The organism is Streptomyces sp. NPDC002669 (assembly GCF_042889165.1).
In the GTDB taxonomy this organism is placed as follows: Bacteria; Actinomycetota; Actinomycetes; order Streptomycetales; family Streptomycetaceae; genus Streptomyces.
In genome coordinates this window covers 1-2,391 of sequence record NZ_JBIAQQ010000066.1, presented here as the reverse complement: position 1 = coordinate 2,391, position 2,391 = coordinate 1, and the positions used below count along the sequence as shown (strand labels likewise).

1 rRNA gene (only partly in view) is annotated in these 2,391 nt (G+C 56.4%); it reads left to right on the top strand.

Going from position 1 to position 2,391, the window contains the following annotated elements:
- Positions 1 to 2,369 (top strand): 23S ribosomal RNA (locus ACFYW1_RS38850); it begins 729 nt to the left of the window's first position.
- Positions 2,370 to 2,391: the final 22 nt, after the last annotated feature.

Here is a 2,391-nt window from a genome sequence, read left to right as displayed (position 1 = left end):
TGAGTAGCACGCTCAAGACCCGAAGCGGAGTGATCTAGCCATGGGCAGGTTGAAGCGGAGGTAAGACTTCGTGGAGGACCGAACCCACCAGGGTTGAAAACCTGGGGGATGACCTGTGGTTAGGGGTGAAAGGCCAATCAAACTCCGTGATAGCTGGTTCTCCCCGAAATGCATTTAGGTGCAGCGTCGTGTGTTTCTTGCCGGAGGTAGAGCACTGGATAGGCGATGGGCCCTACCGGGTTACTGACCTTAGCCAAACTCCGAATGCCGGTAAGTGAGAGCGCGGCAGTGAGACTGTGGGGGATAAGCTCCATGGTCGAGAGGGAAACAGCCCAGAGCATCGACTAAGGCCCCTAAGCGTACGCTAAGTGGGAAAGGATGTGGAGTCGCAGAGACAACCAGGAGGTTGGCTTAGAAGCAGCCACCCTTGAAAGAGTGCGTAATAGCTCACTGGTCAAGTGATTCCGCGCCGACAATGTAGCGGGGCTCAAGCGTACCGCCGAAGTCGTGTCATTCCAGTATGTAAGCCCTAACGGGTGCTGGGATGGGTAGGGGAGCGTCGTGTGCCGGGTGAAGCAGCGCCGGAAGGCAGTTGTGGACGGTTCACGAGTGAGAATGCAGGCATGAGTAGCGATACACACGTGAGAAACGTGTGCGCCGATTGACTAAGGGTTCCTGGGTCAAGCTGATCTGCCCAGGGTAAGTCGGGACCTAAGGCGAGGCCGACAGGCGTAGTCGATGGACAACCGGTTGATATTCCGGTACCCGCTTTGAAACGCCCAATACTGAATCAGGCGATGCTAAGTCCGTGAAGCCGGCCCGATCTCTTCGGAGTTGAGGGTAGTGGTGGAGCCGACGAACCAGACTTGTACTAGGTAAGCGATGGGGTGACGCAGGAAGGTAGTCCAGCCCGGGCGGTGGTTGTCCCGGGGTAAGGGTGTAGGACGCACGGTAGGCAAATCCGTCGTGCATATAGTCTGAGACCTGATGCCGAGCCGATTGTGGTGAAGTGGATGATCCTATGCTGTCGAGAAAAGCCTCTAGCGAGTTTCATGGCGGCCCGTACCCTAAACCGACTCAGGTGGTCAGGTAGAGAATACCGAGGCGTTCGGGTGAACTATGGTTAAGGAACTCGGCAAAATGCCCCCGTAACTTCGGGAGAAGGGGGGCCATCACTGGTGAGGGAACTTGCTTCCTGAGCTGGGGGTGGCCGCAGAGACCAGCGAGAAGCGACTGTTTACTAAAAACACAGGTCCGTGCGAAGCCGTAAGGCGATGTATACGGACTGACGCCTGCCCGGTGCTGGAACGTTAAGGGGACCGGTTAGCCGACTTTCGGGTCGGCGAAGCTGAGAACTTAAGCGCCAGTAAACGGCGGTGGTAACTATAACCATCCTAAGGTAGCGAAATTCCTTGTCGGGTAAGTTCCGACCTGCACGAATGGCGTAACGACTTCTCGACTGTCTCAACCATAGGCCCGGTGAAATTGCACTACGAGTAAAGATGCTCGTTTCGCGCAGCAGGACGGAAAGACCCCGGGACCTTTACTACAGTTTGATATTGGTGTTCGGTTCGGCTTGTGTAGGATAGGTGGGAGACTGTGAAGCGGCCACGCCAGTGGTTGTGGAGTCGTCGTTGAAATACCACTCTGGTCGTGCTGGATGTCTAACCTGGGTCCGTGATCCGGATCAGGGACAGTGTCTGATGGGTAGTTTAACTGGGGCGGTTGCCTCCTAAAGAGTAACGGAGGCGCCCAAAGGTTCCCTCAGCCTGGTTGGCAATCAGGTGTTGAGTGTAAGTGCACAAGGGAGCTTGACTGTGAGACCGACGGGTCGAGCAGGGACGAAAGTCGGGACTAGTGATCCGGCAGTGGCTTGTGGAAGCGCTGTCGCTCAACGGATAAAAGGTACCCCGGGGATAACAGGCTGATCTTCCCCAAGAGTCCATATCGACGGGATGGTTTGGCACCTCGATGTCGGCTCGTCGCATCCTGGGGCTGGAGTCGGTCCCAAGGGTTGGGCTGTTCGCCCATTAAAGCGGTACGCGAGCTGGGTTTAGAACGTCGTGAGACAGTTCGGTCCCTATCCGCTGTGCGCGTAGGAATATTGAGAAGGGCTGTCCCTAGTACGAGAGGACCGGGACGGACGAACCTCTGGTGTGCCAGTTGTCCTGCCAAGGGCATGGCTGGTTGGCTACGTTCGGGAGGGATAACCGCTGAAAGCATCTAAGCGGGAAGCCTGCTTCGAGATGAGTATTCCCACCAACTTGATTGGTTAAGGCTCCCAGTAGACGACTGGGTTGATAGGCCAGATGTGGAAGCCCGGTAACGGGTGGAGCTGACTGGTACTAATAGGCCGAGGGCTTGTCCTCAGTTGCTCGCGTCCACTGTGTT